Below are 15,343 nucleotides of genomic sequence, written 5' to 3'. Positions count from 1 at the left end.
CGGACAGCAGCCGATGTCCGCGCATCTGCGCGACGACGATCGCCCGTTGCCTGCCTGGACGACTCGATGCGTCAGTTGTCATGCAGGCACGCCGACGGCGGCAGCCTTTGCGCCACCGCTGACGCACGACTCCCTGCTCGCCGCGACACAGCGCCGTGGAGGGCCGATCAGTCACTATGACGCGACGGCCTTCTGCCGTGCGGTCAGAGAGGGTGTCGACCCGGCGGGCGTCCTGCTTCGCAAGTCGATGCCCCGCTATCGGATTGCCGATGCGCAATGCATGGCGCTCTGGCGCTACGTCGTGCACCAATGATGGTATCTTGATCGAATGTTCTCGCGCCCGGCCGAGGTCGCACATGTCCGTCTTTCTCGAAGTCGAGCACGTCACGACCTATCGCTACAGCAAGCCAGTGGAGTTTTCCCCGCACCGCGTGATGTTCCGGCCGCGCGCCGCGCACGACATCCGTGTGCTGTCGGCGACACTGGCGGTGTCGCCGCACAGCACACAGTTCTGGATGCAGGACGTGTTCTCCAATTCGGTCGCGATCGTCGAGCCACGGGTGCCCGCCGAAACGCTGGAATTCCACGCGCGCTTCGTGATCGAGCATTTCGGCGTCAAGAATCTGGAGTTGCCGGTGGCGCCCGAAGCCGAGAACTATCCGTTCCAGTATACCGACGAGGATCGGCTCGACCTGGCGCCCTTCCTGCCGCCGCAATATCCAGACGATCAGCCCGTGCTGCGCGACTGGGTGGCGCAGTTTCTCCCCCGCCGCGGCACCACCCACACGCGCGACATCCTGGCCAATATCAACACAGCCATCCGCAGCGATTTCCAGTACCAGTCGCGTGACGCCATGGGCACCCAGCGTCCATCCGAGACACTGAACAGGCACAGTGGCACCTGTCGGGATTTCGCGCTGCTGATGATGGAGACGGTGCGCGGGCTGGGCTTGGCCGCGCGCTTCGTGTCGGGGTATCTGTACGATCAGGCGCTCGACACGCCGGCTCCCCCAGCGGTACGCAATACGGGACTGCAGCAGGGCGCGCGACAGGTCGAAAGCCGCGACGAGCCGCTCGTGGCGGGCGCCGGCGCGACCCATGCATGGTTGCACGTCTTTTTGCCAGGAGCCGGCTGGGTGCCATACGATCCGACCAACTCACTGGTCGGCGGCACTGACCTGATCCGCGTGGCGTTCACGCGCAAGCCCGAACAGGCGGCGCCCGTGTGCGGTTCCTGGCTCGGTGACGCGCAGGACTTCATGAGCATGGACGTCCGCGTCAGCGTGCGGCGAATCGAACAACAGGCGCAGCCGGCATCTGTCGGCGAACGTCCGTAGTGGGCCAGGAGCACTGCGCACATGACGGAATCAGTCAGACGCGCGCGTGCGCCACGCGCCACTCGAGCGCTTGCCCGGACAAACTGAACCCGACACCCGGCCGAGTCGGCAAATACATCAACCCGTCCTTGATCTCGAGGCGTTCGTTGAACATCGGCTCCAGCCATTCGATGTGCTCGACCCACGTCTCGTTCTGAAACGCCGCCGCCACATGGACATGCTGCTCCATGACGAAATGCGGCGCGAGCTTGAGCCGGTGCTGTTCGGCCTGAGCCATGATCCTGAGAAACGGCGTGAAGCCGCCGACGCGCGGAACGTCGGGCTGAAGGAACGTGACTGAGCGCTGTTCGATCAGATTCTGCACTTCGGCCACGCTGCTGAGCATTTCGCCCGTGGCGATGGGCGTCTTGAGCTTCTCCGCCAGTCGCGCGTGTCCCGCGTAATCGTATGCGCTCAGCGGTTCTTCGAGCCAGACGAGATTGAACTCGTCGAGTTCGCAGCCGGCGCGCAAGGCGGTCGTATAGTCCCACTGCTGATTGGCGTCGACCATGATGGGCACGCTGTCGCCGACGTGCTTTCGCACCGCGCGCACGCGCTCGATGTCCTTCGACAAATCCGGCTGCCCCACCTTCAGTTTGATGCCGCCGAGACCTTTGTCCAGCGACGTATCCACGTTACGCAGGACTTCATCCAGCGTGGCGTTCAAGTATCCGCCTGACGTGTTGTAGCAGGGAATCGCCGTCCTGTAGCAGCCGAGAAACTTGCCGATGGACAGTTCGACGCGCTTCGCCTTGAGGTCCCACAACGCCGTATCGAAAGCCGCGATCGCCTGCACGGCGAGGCCGCTGCGACCGATCGATGCGCCTTGCCACGCGAGCTTTTCCCAAAGCCGGCCGATATCGTTAGGGTCCTCGTCGATCAGGAAGGGCGCCAGTTCCCGAGCGTGAGCGAAGATTGCCGCGCTTCCCGCGCGCAACGTGTAGCTGAAGCCGAAGCCGCGCGCGCCGTGAACGGTCTCGATGTCGGCGGTCAACACCGCCACATGCGAAAGCGGCTGCTGGCGGCCGGTCAATACCTTCGCGTCGCTGACGGCGTTTTTCAGCGGGACCTGAATGAGAGAAATCTCGACGTGCCTGATCTTGTCGTCGTGATGCGCCATTTACTTCACCTCTGACTGATTGTTGATTCGATTGAACAGAGCGCCGGCGTCACTCGACTTCCAGCCGCTTGACCGGACCCATGAGCAGGGTGTACGAAAGCACCCCGACAAGAGACACGATCGCGCAGAAGCCGAGCGCCCATTCGAACGATCCCGTCTTCTGAACGATGAAGCCGATGGTGATCGGTGTGACGATGCCGGCGATATTACTTGCGAAGCTCGCGATGCTTCCCGTCATGCCCACCAGCTTCAATGGCGAAATTTCGGAAAGGATCACCCAGGTCGTCGATGACATGCCCTGTGCGAAGAAGGCGAAACACAGGATGACCATGACGATCGAATTCGACGTCGTGAAGTTTGCAAGGACGATCGAACCCGTCAGCAGGAGGCCGATGACCATCGGAAGCTTGCGCGCGAACGTCACCGAAAAGCCTTTGCGAACCATCCAGTCGCCCCACCAGCCGCCGAACATCACGCCGGCCGCCGCCGCGAGATACGGGCCAATCGCCGCCGCGCCGGCATGCAGCATGGTCATGCCGCGAGCCTGAATGAGATAGGTCGGAAACCACGTGAGGAAGAAGTAAAGCGTCGTGGTCGCGGCGAACTTGCCGATGCACACGCCCCACATCTGGCGAAAGCTCAGCAGCTTCAGGCAGTGTTCCCAACGGAAGCCAGCGCTTTTGCCTGCCGGGCTGCCCGCGGCCTTGCCTTGCTGAATGTAGTCGAGCTCCTGCCTGTTCGCGAGCTTGCTGTTGCCGGGCTCGCGATAGAACAGAAACCAGACCACCGCCCAGATCAGTCCGACGACACCCGACGACAGAAACACGCCGCGCCATCCATAACGCTCGGCGATGTAGAACTCCACAGGCGTGAGAAGCGCCGTGCCGAGATAGATGCCCATCGAGCAGACGCTTCCCGCGACGCCGATCTCGCGTTGGGGAAACCACGACGTGGCGACCTTGTTGTTCGCCGGAAACGCGGGCGCCTCGGCAGCGCCGACGCCAAAGCGCAGACCGAACAGCGACGCGAATCCGCCCGCGAGAATCTGCAGCGTCGTCGCAAGCGACCAGGCGGTCAGACAGAGTCCGTAGACGAGTTTCGTGCCGAAGCGGTCGAGCAGATATCCGCCCGGAATCGTGGAGATTGCAAACGCCCACGAAAATGCGGAGAAGAGAAAGCCCATCGCCACGGGCGATATGCTGAACTCTTTCGAGATCAGCGGCGCGACGACCGACATGTTCGCGCGGTCCAGATAATTGATGATCGTGCCGATGAAAACCAGGCCGAGCATCATCCAGCGGACGTTCGTCCGTCCCTCGGTTCTTGCCAGTTGTTGCGGCAGAGCCGCCGCGCTTGCGTCGTCCTTCATGATTTCGCCTGTCTCCGTCTATTGGTTTTGGTTCGTGGCTTGCCGGCTTATGCGCCAGTCCGTCACACGAGAATGCGGTCATCGACATCGAGTTTCGAAGCCCAGCGCCTCAGTGCGGCAACCGTCGAAGGCGACAGAAGAATGCCGTCACGGCGGCTCTGTTCGATGTTGCGCGAAGCCTGTTCACCGGGAAGCCGCACGGGCTGTGCGGGGTCGATTGGATCGTTGGCATGACACTGCGCAACGAAGAAGTCCATCTGCGCAATCGACGCTTCCGCGCCCGCAAATGCCGCCGGATCGATGATCTGCAGATAGACGCTCGCGCCCCAGCGCGTCGGCGCGTCCATGCGTCCGAAGCCCGATAAACCCTGCGTCAGTGCTTCGATCATCAATGCGAGACCGAATCCCTTGTGGCCCGAATCCGCTCCGCCGAGCAACATCAGGCTGCCCTTGCGCTCGCTGCGTTCCATGACGCCGGGATCACGCGTCGGCTTGCCCTCGGAATCGAGAAGCCATGCGTGATCGAACTGCTCGCCCGCCGCCGCTTTCTGGCGCGTCATCGAAACGGTCGTGATCGATGCGCAGGTATCGACCAGCACGGGAAAGCGGGTCGTCGGAAAAGCGAACGCGAACGGATTCGGGCTGAACAGCCCCTGCTTGCCGCCGAACGGCGCGACGAGTTTCGTGTGAGGACCGGAAGACGCGATCATCGCGTAGTAGCCCCGGTCGGTGGCCTGCTTCGCGAGCGCGGCGAGACAGCCGATGTGATGGCTTCTGCGCATCGAGAAGGTAAAGACGCCGCATTCGGGAATGCGCTCGAAACCGAGCGATAGCGCTTCCTGCATGAGCCACAAGCCGGGAAGATAGTTGCCGTCCCATACGACGGTGGCGCCCAGGTCGCGCACGACTTCCGGCCGCCCTGCGGCCGTCATCCTCCCGCTCGCGAGTTCGTCGAGGTAGGGGCTGCACTGAGCGAGACCATGCGTCGAGCGCCCCATCATGTCGGTGAGAACGAGCAGATCGGCGACAGCGCGCGCCTTCTCGCTTTCCAGGCCCGCCGCGCGCAAGAGACTGTCGGCCAGCAGGGTGAGCGCCTTGTCGGAGCGGCGGATTGCTTCAGCGGTTTCGATGGTGGACATAGGTCGGAGCGCGTGTGGTTGCCAGTTGATGCACCACGATAGCGATGAATTCCGATACCGAAAAGGCTTGCTTGGGAATCGGTTGATACTTATTCTGTATCAATGATTACCTATATCCAGTTGCGCTGCTTCCTCGCGGTCGTCGACGAAATGAACTTCAGACGCGCGGCCGAGCACCTGAACATGACGCAGCCGCCGCTTACCCGGCACATTCAGGCGCTCGAACATGCGCTCGACTTCGACCTGTTCGATCGTGGTGGCCGCAACATCCGTCTCACTGCTGCGGGCGCTGCGTTTGCGCGCTCGGCGAGACTGATCGTCGGGCAAACGAATGCGGCTGTGATCGACGCGAGACGCATCGCATCAGGCGACGAGGGTTCCCTGACCATCGGTTTCACCGCGGCATCGAGCTATCAGTTCCTGCCGCGATTCGTGAAGCTGCTTCGCGAGCGAATGCCGAGCGTGTCGCTGACGCTGCGTGAAATGACGTCGGCGCAGCAACTCGACGCACTGCGTTTGCAGCAGATCGACATAGGGTTATCGCGACCGCCGATCCTCGAACGTGGCGTGCGCTCTGTCTGTGTGTTTCGCGAACCGCTGGTGCTTGCCGTGGCGAAGGAGCATCGCCTTTCGCAACGACCGAGTGTTGCCGTCGCTGATCTCGCCGGCGAAAGTCTCATTACCTATCCGCCCGTCGAGGGTGCGTATTTTCATGGACTGATCACGGGGCTTCTCCAGGCCATGAACGTGCGCGTGGCGGAGACGCAGCACGTCACCCAGACGCATTCGATCCTGGCTCTGGTCGGCGCGGACCTGGGCGTGGCGCTCGTTCCGCGATCGGCCGAAAGCATCCACTTCGACAACGTGATCTTCCGGCCATTGGTCGAGGCGCACGCCGTCCATGCGGAGCTTGTGCTTGCCTGGCGGAATGACACGGGCAACCCGGTCAGCGAAACGGCGCTGCGCTATCTGACCGAGTTCTTTGCTGCGGCCACTCGCAGGCCGGACACGCAAGCCGGGACTGCCTAGCCTGCCGAGCTTCAACTCAGCGAATCACGAATGGATTGCCCGTCTTCGCTCCCGTATTGATCCAGACGCTCTTCGTCTGCAGGAAGTCGTTGATCGCGTCGATGCCGTTCTCGCGGCCAAGGCCCGAGTCCTTGTATCCGCCAAATGGCGACATGTAGCTGACTGCGCGGTAGGTATTGACCCAGACAGTGCCGGACTGAATGCGTTCGGCCATGCGAAAAGCGCGTCCGATGTCACTCGTCCAGACGCCTGCGCCCAGCCCGAACCGGACATCGTTGGCGATGGCGACCGCGTCTTCCTCGTCGTCGAACGGAATCACGGACAGCACCGGACCGAACACTTCTTCCTGTGCGATGCGCATGTCGTTCGTAACGCCCGTGAAGATCGTCGGTTCGATGAACCATCCGTCTCCGCATTCAGCCCGCGCCGCTTTCCGGCCACCCAGCGCGAGACTCGCCCCTTCTTCCCGCGCGATGCCGATATAAGAAAGCACCTTGTCGTATTGGGGGCGCGTCGTGATGGGACCGACTTGCGTCTCCGGGCTCATCGGATCGCCCATGCGCGCGGTTTTCGCGAGCGCCACGACACGATCGACCACTTCATTGTGAACCGACTTCTGCACCAGCAACCGCGAGCCGGCGATACACGTCTGACCCGTTGCCGCGAAGATGCCCGAGACGGCGCCGTTGACGGCATCGTCGATATTGGCGTCGGCGAAGACGATGTTCGGAGACTTGCCGCCCAGTTCGAGCCCTACATGCTTCAAATCGCGGGCGGCCTGCTCGTTGATGCGCCGGCCCGTCGAGTCCGCACCGGTGAACGTGATCTTGCGCACCAGCGGATGCGACACGAGCGCCGCGCCCACTTCATTGCCGTAGCCCGTCACGACGTTGACGACGCCGCGCGGAAAGCCGGCTTCTTCGAATAGCCGCACGAATTCGAGCGTCGACGCCGAGGTGAACTCGGAAGGCTTGATGACCACCGTGCACCCCGCGGCGAGCGCCGGGGCGAGCTTCCAGGTCAGCAACATCAGCGGTGAATTCCACGGCGTGATGATGGTCACGACGCCGAGCGGTTCATGCCGCGTGTAGTTGAAGTAGCCCTTCTTGTCGAGCGGAATGACGCTGCCCTGTACTTTGTCCGCGAGGCCGCCGTAGTAACGGAACCATTGAGGGATGTAGCTCAGTTGCGCGTGCATCTCGGAGTACAACTTGCCGTTGTCCCGAACCTCGATTTCGGCGAGCTTCGCGGCGTCGCGAGCGACAAGATCCGCGACGCGATGCAGCAACAGACCGCGAGCGCTGGCCGTCAGCGACGGCCACTCGCCCGACGCGAACGCGCGATGCGCGGCATCGACCGCACGCTCGGCGTCGGCTGCATCGCCTCGCGCGATTTGCGCCCACGGCTCGCCCGTAAAGGGGCTTTCGCTCGCAAACCATTCGCCCGTTGCAGGATCGAGGTCTGCACCGTCGACGTAGTGACGATAATGTTCCATCGAATTCTCCTGGAAGGATCGGTAGAGCGGGCTTAGAACGGTGCGTAACCCAGCGCCGCGCGGAAGCGGTTCTTGACGAATACGCCATCGCGCGGAGGAAGCGCGCGCGGCGGTTCGTTGGCTGCGATCAACACCTGCGCCACGAGCGGCCCGGTCTTTGCACGAATCCGTTCGACGAGGCCGGGCAGATCATCGAGGCTTTGAATGCGACTTGCGTCGGACACGTTGCATCCCCTGGCGACGGCAACGAGATCCGTACCGAGGCTCGTATGACTGCGTTGCATGCCCGTTTCGCCGAAATGGCCGTTATCGAGCACCACGATCGACAGATTCCTGGGTTGTTTCGCGCCGATGGTGGCGAGACTGCCGATGCCCATCAACTGCTCGCCGTCGCCCGTAATGACGATGACGGGCTTGTCGGGTTGCGCGAGCGCGAGGCCGAGGCCGAGCGACGCAGCACCGCCCATTGCGCCCCACAGATAAAAGTTTCCATCGCGATCGCCGGCGGCGAACACGTCATATGACGCTGATCCCAGGCCGGTCACGATCAGCGCATCGGGCACAGACTCGACGAGGCCTGCAACGAAAGCCCGACGATCAATCGTCTCAATCGCATCAGTACGAGTCGACATTACTTTCTCTCCCATTTCTTGCGCCCGATCAGGCTTTGCGACAACAGAACGGCGACTTGCTCGCCCGCTTCGAATGCGGCGTCGAAACCCGCGCTGACGATCTCGCCGACCTGCTCCGGATCGTCCGCGCGCAGCACCGTAATGCCCATCAGTTCCAATGCGGCTTGCGTCTTTTTTCCCATCGGTCCCTGCCACGGATTGAACTCGGCGTATTCGCCGCGCATCGTCACAAGCGTGAAGAACGGAAACCGGCAGCTCGACAGCAGCGAGAACATGTTCACGCAATTGCCCACGCCGCTGCTCTGCATGAGCAGGACTGCACGCTGCCCGCCGAGCCACGCGCCGCTCGTCACCGCGACACCTTCCTCCTCGGTGGTGAGCACCACATCCTCGATTTCGGGATCTGCGATGACGCTGCGAATCACGTGCGAATGTCCCGCATCCGGAACGTAGGCGACCTGTTTGACGCCCCCTTCTTTCAGCACCTGAAAAATCTCCCGCTGCCAGGCGGGCGCCTGCATCTCTGTCGAACTCATCACTCCTCCTTGGAAACCGGCATTGGCGAAGTCATCATAGTTCGCTATTCCTGACGCTCTGAAATAGAATTTCGTGATTCCTGCATTCGATTCTGGCATTGGCCAGGGTTTCTCCGGAGCGCGCGTAATGGACATCAAACAGCTTCGAGCGTTGATCGCGGTCGCTGACACGGGCAGCGTCACGCGGGCGGCCAGCCTGCTGCATATCGTTCAGCCGGCGGTGTCGCGGCAGCTTCGTCTGCTCGAAGAAGACGTCGGTACGGCGCTGTTTGCCCGTGGCCGATACGGAATGGAAGTCACGCAAGCCGGGGCCATGTTCGTCGAACATGCGCGCCGCGCGCTCGCCGAACTGGATCGGGCGCGCTCGGAGTTGCGCGTGTCGGAAGGCGTCAGCGGCACCGTCACCGTGGGATTGCTGCCGAGCACATGCGACCTGCTGGCCAGCAATCTCGTGGCGGAAGTGGCATCGCGTTATCCAGCGATTCGATTGAGAGTCCTGATGGGCTATACCGGCACGCTGCAGAACTGGCTCGAACAGAACGAAACCGACGCCGCGCTTCTCTACGATCCCAAGCCGTCGCCGGTTCTTGCCGTGACGCCGCTCGTCGAGGAGAGACTGTGGATCGTCGGTCTGCCCGAGGCAGGATTCGTCGCCGATGAACCTGTGGCGCTCGCGGACGTCGCGCATTTGCCGATGATCCTGCCGAACGCGCCGCACGGCATTCGCTCGCTCGTCGAGCAGACCTGCGTGAACGCCGGCATCGAGCTCACCGTTGCCGCCGAAACCAACGCGATGAGCGTCCAGAAAGGACTCGTCTCCGGCGGACACGGCGTGACGATATTGCCCGGCATCGCCATCGCCGACGACCTCACGGCGGGACGGCTCAGCGCCGCGCCGCTCGCCGATTCGCTGCTGTCACGGCGGATCGTGCTCGCCATGCCGAACAACCGGCGCGTCGCGGCGGCGGTGCGATGCGTCGTCGATTTGCTGGTTGCGCAGATTGGCGAGGCTGTGCGCGGCGGGGCATGGACCACGGCGCAGCTCTTGCAGGAAGCCACCGGCGGCGCGCAATAGGATGACCCTATGACCGGCACATGAAACTGGTATTTCCGCGTTGTGAGCGAATCCCATACAGTCTGTCTACCGACAACGTACAGCTGGCACGCCCGCGAGGAAGACCAGCATCGGAGACAAGCATGAACAGCCGGTCCGACGCATATCAGCAACGTACCGAAGCAGCCGCAGACCTGGTGGCGCCCGCGCATGCAGCCGGGCTCAGCGCCACGCTCGATTACCCGACGCCGCCGCTCGCCGGCGAAGCCCTTCCGCCCTTGTGGCACTGGATATTCTTCCGTCCGCTCGTCGCGCAGTCGCTGATCGCGCAAGACGGTCATCCGCAAAAGGGCGATTTCCTTCCCGACCTGGGTCTGCCGCGCCGCATGTGGGCGGGCGGACGGCTTCGTTTCGAATCACCGATCATCGTCGGCAAGCCGGTCTTGCGCGAGTCGCGCATTCTCGATGTGACGCAGAAGCAGGGAAGAACCGGCAGGCTCGGTTTCGTGACCGTTTCGCATCGCATTGCCTGCGACGGCGTGGCCTGCATCGAAGAAGAGCATGACATCGTCTACCGCGAGCCGGCCGCGCCCGGCGCACCCGCGCCCGCGCCGACGGCCGCGCCGGGCGGAGCCGAGTGGCAACGAACCATCGTTCCCGACGAGGTGCTGCTGTTTCGCTACTCGGCCCTGACGTTCAACGGTCATCGCATCCACTACGACAAACCTTACGTGACCGAGGTCGAAGGCTATCCCGGTCTCGTCGTGCACGGCCCGCTGATTGCAACGCTGCTCCTCGATCTCGTGCGCAGACAGCGTCCCGATGGCCGCGTCGTCGAATTTTCCTTCAAGGCCATGCGTCCGTGCTTCGCCGGAAACGCCCTGCATCTGTGCGGCAATCCGTCGGCCGATGGAAAGACGGTCGAGCTGTGGTCGAGAGACCACGAAGGATGGATCGGCATGACCGCCCGCGCCACGCTCGCCTAACACGCTCTGGAAGATTTCATCATGTTCAATAGCTCCGCCGATGCTTATCAGGACATTCGCGATGCCGTGCGCGATCTCTGTCAGCAATTCCCATCCGAATACTTTCGCAAGGTCGATGAAGAACGCGCCTATCCGGAAGCCTTCGTCGATGCTCTGACCCAGGCCGGCTGGCTCGCCGCACTGATTCCGCAGGAATACGGCGGCTCGGGCCTCGGCCTGACGGAAGCGTCGGTCATCATGGAAGAGATCAACCGCTCCGGCGGCAACTCCGGTGCGTGTCACGGCCAGATGTACAACATGGGCACGTTGCTGCGGCATGGCTCGAAAGAGCAAAAGGAACGCTATCTGCCGAAGATCGCGTCGGGCGCATTGCGCCTGCAATCGATGGGCGTGACGGAACCGACCACCGGCACGGATACGACGAAGATCAAGACGACCGCGCAACGCAAGGGCGATCGCTACGTCATCAACGGCCAGAAGGTGTGGATCTCGCGCATCCAGCATTCCGATCTGATGATTCTCCTCGCACGCACCACGCCGCTTTCCGAGGTCACGAAAAAGAGCGCAGGCATGTCGATCTTCCTCGTCGACCTTCGCGAAGCGATCGGTCATGGCATGACGGTCCGGCCGATCCCGAACATGGTCAATCACGAGACCAACGAACTGTTCTTCGACAACCTGGAGATTCCGGCCGAGAACCTGATCGGCGAAGAGGGCATGGGCTTCAAGTACATTCTCGACGGCCTCAACGCGGAGCGCACGCTGATCGCGGCAGAATGCATCGGCGATGGCTACTGGTTCATCGACAAGGTCTCGCAGTACGTGAAGGAACGCGTTGTCTTCGGCCGGCCGATCGGACAGAATCAGGGCGTGCAATTTCCGATCGCGCGGGCGCTGGTCAATGTCGAGGCGGCGAATCTGATGCGCTACAAGGCATGTGAGCTTTTCGACGCGCATCAGCACTGCGGCGCGCAAGCCAACATGGCTAAGCTGCTTGCAGCGGATGCGTCATGGGAAGCCGCGAATGCGTGTCTGCAGTTTCACGGCGGGTTCGGATTCGCCTCCGAGTACGACGTCGAGCGCAAGTTCCGCGAAACGCGTCTGTATCAGGTGGCGCCGATTTCCACGAACCTGATCCTGTCCTACGTCGCCGAGCACATCCTCGGTCTGCCGCGTTCCTTCTGAGGAGGCACCGACATGCGTCCGCTTCAAGGCATCAAGGTCGTCACATTCGAGCATGCGATCGCCGCGCCATTCTGCACGCGCCAGCTCGCGGATCTGGGCGCGCGCGTCATCAAGGTCGAGCGGCCCGGAACGGGCGACTTCGCACGCAACTACGACGAGCGCGTTTCCGGCCTTGCGTCGCACTTCGTCTGGACGAACCGCTCGAAGGAAAGCATCACGCTGGATGTAAAACAGCCGGCCGCGATCGAAGTCGTCCATGCCCTGCTCTGCGACGCCGACGTGTTCGTTCAGAACCTCGCGCCGGGCGCGACGCAGCGTCTCGGGCTCGATTTCGAAACGTTGAGCGCGCGCTATCCGCGCCTGATCGTGTGCGACATATCCGGCTACGGCCTCGACGGTCCATACCGGGACAAGAAAGCGTATGACCTGCTCATTCAGAGCGAATCAGGATTCCTGAGCATTACCGGATCGAAGGGACAACCCGCAAAAGCAGGATGTTCCATCGCGGACATCGCCGCAGGAATGTACGGCTACACGAACATTCTCGCCGCGCTGATCGAACGTGGCCGAACAGGACGCGGCAAGCACATCGACGTATCGATGCTCGAAAGCATGGTCGAGTGGATGAGCTATCCGCTCTACTACTCGATCGACGACCAGCCCGCGCCGGCACTTGCGGGCGCGTCTCATGCGACGATCTTTCCCTACGGCCCCTTCCCTTCAGGCGATGGCAAGACCGTGATGCTCGGCTTGCAAAACGAGCGGGAATGGAAGAGCTTCTGCAATGTCGTCATCGTGCGCCCTGAGCTTGCGGAAGACGAGCGCTTCTCGTCGAACAGCCGGCGCACGAAGAACCGCGACGAACTCACGCAGATCATCGTCGATGCCTTCTCGAAATGCTCGGCGGAGGACGTCATCGAGCGGCTAGAGAAAGCGAGCATCGCCAATGCGCACATGAACGACATGCACGCCGTCTGGAAGCATCCGCAACTCGATGCCCGAAACCGCTGGACGCGCGTGAAAACCGCGGCGGGCGAGATGCCCGCGCTCTATCCGCCCGGCGTCTCCGCCACGGATGAGCCGCGCATGGACGCAGTGCCCGCGTTGGGCGAGCACACGGTGCCGATCCTGAAGGAACTCGGATTCGACGATCGCGCGATAGAGCAAATGCGGAAAACCGCCGCGATCTGACCTTAGCGCGCGTCGCCCTGTACGCGCAGCGACACGCCCTTCCACGTCCCCTCCCGCGCAACGAGCTCGGTAATCAGCTCGACCAAGGTCTGCCGGACAGCGACCGTGGCAGCATGCATCGGCATGCTGTTCGGCCAGCAGATGCTCGCGGGACGGCGAATCACCGGATCGACGATCTTGCGCATGCGCGGCAGACGCGATGCATCGAGCTGTGCAACGGCGGAAGCCGGCAGGATCGTGCACGCTCTGCCCGACTGAGCGATGAGCAACAGCGCCGGCAAGGAGTCGATATCCGCGATGATGTTCAAATCGACGTTCTCGCTGGAGAACGTGCGCTCGATCAACAGCCGCAATCCATTCGCGACGCCAGGCGCGACCAGCTTGACGCCCGCGAGCCTGGCCAGCGCACATGTGCTGGAGCGCGGGGAAATATCGATGTCCGGCTCGCCCAGCAAGTACAGCGTTTCATCGAGAACGGGCAATGCGCCTATTCCCGGTGTGTCCGACTCGCGGAAAAGTATGCCGAGATCGAGTCGGCCGTTTGCCAGCAACTCGTTCAGATAGCCGCTCATGCTCTCGAAGAACTGCAGGCGAATGCCGGGATAGGTGTCCTGTACGCGCTCGAAGAGCGGCACGGCGAGTACGGAGGCCATCGTCGTAGGCAGACCGAGCGCGACGGTTCCCGACTCCACCCCGCCGCCTTTGCTCACCTCTTGTTTGAGTTGCTCCATCTGGCGCAACACCAGCCGCGCGTGCCGATAGAGCGAGTTGCCTTCCGCCGTTGGCGTGACGCCGTGATTGCTGCGCAGCAGAAGCGGTACGCCGAGTTCTTCTTCGAGGCGCGCCATTTGCTGACTCAAGGAGGGCTGGGCGACGTATAGCTTTTCCGCTGCCCTGCCGAGACTGCCATAGTCGACGATGTTGACGAAATAACGCAGCTGGCGAACGTCCATGGTCAGCGAGTCGGGCGTTGAATTGAAGGGCATTGTACGCCCCGGACACCGGTCAGCGGGCTTCCTGCACGCCCGGATGGTGCGGTCCGCCGCCGCCGATGTCGACTTATGCGCCTACCGCATCGAGAATCGACTGCGCGCGCTGCATGACGGGGCGATCGACCATTTTTCCATCGACGGCGACTGCGGCGCCATCGGCAGCTTCGAAGGCTTCGACGACACGTCTTGCCCATGCGAGTTCGTCTTCAGTCGGCGCGAACCCCGCATTCACGATCGGAACCTGGCGTGGATGAATGCAGAGTTTCCCGGCGAATCCCCATCGCCTTGCCTTGAGCGTTTCGGCGCCTAGCAAGTCTTCATCTCCGATGGCAGGTGTCACGCCATCGATCGGAGGGGCGATGCCAGCGACCCGTGAAATGACGGCGAGATCGGCGCGGAAATGGTCGAGTTCGCCGCCATCCGAAGCGAGCTTCAGGTCCGCGCAGAAGTCCAGCGTTCCGAACATCAACTGGCGGACGAACGGTGCTTGCGCGACTTCCAATGCATTGAACATACCCTTCGCCGTCTCGATGAGCGCGTAGACGGGCATCCTGCTCTTCGTTCGGGATACGAGTTCGACGACGTCGGATGCGCTTTCCGCTTTCGGCAGCACGATTCCGCCGACGCCGCGCAGCTTGCCAAGCTGCGCGTCCTGCTCGAACCACGATGTTCCTCGCGCATTCACGCGGATGAGCACCGGGCGATCGGGCGTCAACCATGCTTCGATCGCTCGCCTTGCTTCATTCTTGTTCTCCGGCGATACCGCGTCTTCCAGATCGAGGATCACAGCGTCCGCGCCGCTTTGAAGTGCCTTGTCGAAACGCTCCGGGCGATCGCCAGGCACGAACAGGAATGAGCGGGGTTGCGCGCGACCAATCATGACAGTGTCCTCGTTCACAGCGTTGTCGTCAGTTCCGGCACGACCGCGAACAGATCGCCGACGAGACCGTAATCCGCCACGCTGAAGATCGGCGCTTCGGGATCCTTGTTGATCGCGACGATGACCTTCGAGTCCTTCATGCCGGCCAGATGCTGGATCGCGCCCGAGATGCCGACCGCCACATACAGTTGCGGCGCGACGATCTTGCCGGTTTGTCCGACTTGATAGTCGTTCGGAACGTAACCCGCATCGACCGCCGCACGCGATGCGCCCAGCGCCGCATTGAGCTTGTCCGCGAGCGGCTCCAGCGTCTTCGTGTAGTTCTCGCCGCTGCCCAGACCGCGACCACCCGACACGAT

16 protein-coding genes are annotated in these 15,343 nt (G+C 62.5%); 7 read left to right on the top strand and 9 right to left on the bottom strand.

What is annotated here, in order from left to right; translation table 11 throughout:
• Positions 1-13: 13 nt before the first annotated feature.
• Together AWB80_RS38670 and AWB80_RS38665 are read left to right on the top strand one after the other, a co-directional pair.
• Positions 14-313, top strand: a complete 300-nt coding sequence (locus tag AWB80_RS38670; RefSeq protein ID WP_244206980.1) for a hypothetical protein — start codon at positions 14-16, stop codon at positions 311-313.
• A 43-nt stretch (positions 314-356) separates the two neighbouring features.
• Positions 357-1,337, top strand: a complete 981-nt coding sequence (locus AWB80_RS38665; protein WP_061179897.1) for a transglutaminase family protein — start codon at positions 357-359, stop codon at positions 1,335-1,337.
• Between the two features lie 34 nt (positions 1,338-1,371).
• On the opposite strand, the gene AWB80_RS38660 is transcribed toward AWB80_RS38665, so the two are convergent.
• The 3 genes from AWB80_RS38660 to AWB80_RS38650 form a co-directional block, all read right to left on the bottom strand.
• A complete protein-coding gene (locus AWB80_RS38660) occupies positions 1,372-2,496 on the bottom strand; it encodes an L-talarate/galactarate dehydratase (RefSeq protein WP_061179896.1) in 1,125 nt (374 codons plus the stop codon).
• Between the two features lie 49 nt (positions 2,497-2,545).
• The gene (locus AWB80_RS38655; RefSeq protein ID WP_061179895.1) at positions 2,546-3,865 is read right to left on the bottom strand and encodes an MFS transporter; all 1,320 of its coding nucleotides are present in this window, start codon (positions 3,863-3,865) and stop codon (positions 2,546-2,548) included.
• Positions 3,866-3,927: 62 nt separating this feature from the next.
• Positions 3,928-5,004: an Ldh family oxidoreductase gene (locus AWB80_RS38650; protein ID WP_087131946.1), complete on the bottom strand. Its 1,077-nt coding sequence runs from the start codon at positions 5,002-5,004 to the stop codon at positions 3,928-3,930.
• 102 nt (positions 5,005-5,106) lie between these two features.
• Here AWB80_RS38650 and AWB80_RS38645 point away from each other — a divergent pair, with 102 nt between their 5' ends.
• Positions 5,107-6,033 carry a LysR family transcriptional regulator gene (locus AWB80_RS38645; protein WP_061179894.1) on the top strand — a complete coding sequence of 309 codons (927 nt, stop codon included), beginning with the start codon at positions 5,107-5,109 and terminating at the stop codon, positions 6,031-6,033.
• A gap of 16 nt (positions 6,034-6,049) precedes the next feature.
• Here the strand turns inward: AWB80_RS38645 and AWB80_RS38640 are convergent, their stop codons facing one another.
• Genes AWB80_RS38640 through AWB80_RS38630 form a run of 3 tightly spaced genes read right to left on the bottom strand, consistent with a single transcriptional unit; the run spans position 6,050 to position 8,696 of the window.
• Positions 6,050-7,528, bottom strand: a complete 1,479-nt coding sequence (locus AWB80_RS38640) for an aldehyde dehydrogenase (protein WP_061179893.1) — start codon at positions 7,526-7,528, stop codon at positions 6,050-6,052.
• 32 nt (positions 7,529-7,560) lie between these two features.
• Positions 7,561-8,160 carry a thiamine pyrophosphate-dependent enzyme gene (locus tag AWB80_RS38635; RefSeq protein ID WP_061179892.1) on the bottom strand — a complete coding sequence of 200 codons (600 nt, stop codon included), beginning with the start codon at positions 8,158-8,160 and terminating at the stop codon, positions 7,561-7,563.
• A complete protein-coding gene (locus tag AWB80_RS38630; RefSeq protein WP_061179891.1) occupies positions 8,160-8,696 on the bottom strand; it encodes a thiamine pyrophosphate-binding protein in 537 nt (178 codons plus the stop codon). Before AWB80_RS38630 ends, AWB80_RS38635 begins: the two co-directional genes overlap by 1 nt.
• Before the next feature lie 127 nt (positions 8,697-8,823).
• On the opposite strand from AWB80_RS38630, the gene AWB80_RS38625 reads away from it, so the two are divergent.
• The 4 genes from AWB80_RS38625 (at position 8,824) to AWB80_RS38610 (ending at position 13,112) form a co-directional block, all read left to right on the top strand.
• Positions 8,824-9,771 (top strand): LysR family transcriptional regulator, encoded by a 948-nt coding sequence (locus AWB80_RS38625; RefSeq protein WP_061179890.1) that lies wholly within the window; start codon positions 8,824-8,826, stop codon positions 9,769-9,771.
• Between the two features lie 122 nt (positions 9,772-9,893).
• Positions 9,894-10,736 (top strand): HTD2 family dehydratase, encoded by an 843-nt coding sequence (locus AWB80_RS38620; protein ID WP_061179889.1) that lies wholly within the window; start codon positions 9,894-9,896, stop codon positions 10,734-10,736.
• A 21-nt stretch (positions 10,737-10,757) separates the two neighbouring features.
• Entirely contained in the window at positions 10,758-11,921 is a 1,164-nt protein-coding gene (locus AWB80_RS38615; protein WP_061179888.1) for an acyl-CoA dehydrogenase family protein, read from the top strand.
• 12 nt (positions 11,922-11,933) lie between these two features.
• Positions 11,934-13,112 carry a CaiB/BaiF CoA transferase family protein gene (locus AWB80_RS38610; protein WP_061179887.1) on the top strand — a complete coding sequence of 393 codons (1,179 nt, stop codon included), beginning with the start codon at positions 11,934-11,936 and terminating at the stop codon, positions 13,110-13,112.
• A gap of 2 nt (positions 13,113-13,114) precedes the next feature.
• Here the strand turns inward: AWB80_RS38610 and AWB80_RS38605 are convergent, their stop codons facing one another.
• The 3 genes from AWB80_RS38605 to AWB80_RS38595 all read right to left on the bottom strand — a co-directional run.
• Positions 13,115-14,065: a LysR substrate-binding domain-containing protein gene (locus AWB80_RS38605; protein WP_061179886.1), complete on the bottom strand. Its 951-nt coding sequence runs from the start codon at positions 14,063-14,065 to the stop codon at positions 13,115-13,117.
• Positions 14,066-14,171: 106 nt separating this feature from the next.
• The gene (locus tag AWB80_RS38600; RefSeq protein WP_061179921.1) at positions 14,172-14,984 is read right to left on the bottom strand and encodes an HpcH/HpaI aldolase/citrate lyase family protein; all 813 of its coding nucleotides are present in this window, start codon (positions 14,982-14,984) and stop codon (positions 14,172-14,174) included.
• Between the two features lie 14 nt (positions 14,985-14,998).
• Positions 14,999-15,343, bottom strand: a 345-nt coding sequence (locus AWB80_RS38595; RefSeq protein ID WP_208635749.1) for an electron transfer flavoprotein subunit alpha/FixB family protein, incomplete at its 5' end; no start/stop codon positions are given.

The sequence above is a fragment of the Caballeronia pedi genome (genome assembly GCF_001544915.2).
Classification (GTDB): Bacteria; Pseudomonadota; Gammaproteobacteria; order Burkholderiales; family Burkholderiaceae; genus Caballeronia; species Caballeronia pedi.
This window is presented reverse-complemented; position numbering and strand designations above follow the sequence as displayed.